The organism is Streptomyces sp. YS-3, assembly GCF_045257485.1.
GTDB lineage: Bacteria > Actinomycetota > Actinomycetes > Streptomycetales > Streptomycetaceae > Streptomyces.
Map to the genome: position 1 here is coordinate 1 of NZ_JBJHPC010001060.1, position 1086 is coordinate 1086.

Annotated in this window: 1 protein-coding gene; it reads left to right on the forward strand. The window is 71.8% G+C overall.

Annotated features, from left to right (window positions below):
• Positions 1–155: 155 nt before the first annotated feature.
• Positions 156–1007, forward strand: a complete 852-nt coding sequence (locus tag ACJA3G_RS37460; protein ID WP_406557466.1) for a hypothetical protein — start codon at positions 156–158, stop codon at positions 1005–1007.
• Positions 1008–1086: the final 79 nt, after the last annotated feature.

A 1086-nucleotide genomic window follows, 5' to 3' on the forward strand; every position in this document is an offset into this window, starting at 1 on the left:
GCCCAGGCCCACCCACACCATCCGTCCGTCGTGCCCACCGGCTGAGGTTGCGTCTCCCTGATGTCGAGTCACCACACCGCGCCCGCGCGGGAACCAGCACGGCTACCGTCGTACTGCACGACGGACCAGCGAAGGGTTGAGGGGGCGTACGCGGCATGAGTCTCGGCGACGAGCACGACTCCAGGCGCACGGAGGACGCGTACAGCACCGTCGGCGGTACGCGCCAGACGCGCACCCGGCTGCCGGAGGGCGAGGGCGCCGACGTGTACGGCGGCGCCCGCCGCCCCGTCCGCGCCTCCCGGTCCCTGATCATGGTCGTGGGCGTGGTGGCCCTCCTGGTCGCCGCGATCGCCTTCGCCAACCGGGGCGACAGCGGCGGCGGCACCGCGTCGGACGACCCCAAGCAGTCGGGGTCGAAGCCGACGGCGGCGAGCGGGGTGAAGCCGGTCGAGGGCAAGAACGGCGGCATCGCCTCGGGCTTCGCCCAGACGGAACAGGGGGCGCAGTCGGCGGCGGCGAACTATGTCGTGGCGCTCGGTTCGGAAGGCATGTACAACCAGGCCCGCCGCCACGAGATCGTCGGCGCCGTGTACGCGCCGGACGTCGCGGCTGCCCGCCAGGGCGATCTCGACCGGGCCTACTCGGGGCCGGAGTTCCTCTCCCGGATCGGACTCAAGCCGGACGGCACCGCGCCCAACGGGCTGATCTTCATCTCCCGGTTCAACCCGGTCGGCTCCAAGGTGGAGGCGTACGGCAACGGCAACGCGAGCGTCTCCGTCTGGTACTCGGCCCTGTTCGGCCTCGCCGGTGAGGGCTCGAAGAACCCGGTCTCCGAGGGCTGGTACACCAACACGTTCCAGCTGAAGTGGGTCGGCAACGACTGGAAGGTCACCGACTACACCCAGAAGGACGGTCCGGCGCCCGTCGGGCGCGACCAGGCCGCGGCCACCGCCAAGGACATGGCCGACGCCGTCGAGCAGTACGGAGGGTTCACCTATGCCCGGTAAGCGGCCCCGCCGTGCCCTCCCCCTCGCCACGGCTCTGGCAGCCGTGCAGACCACGGCCGTCCTGGCCGCCACGTACGCG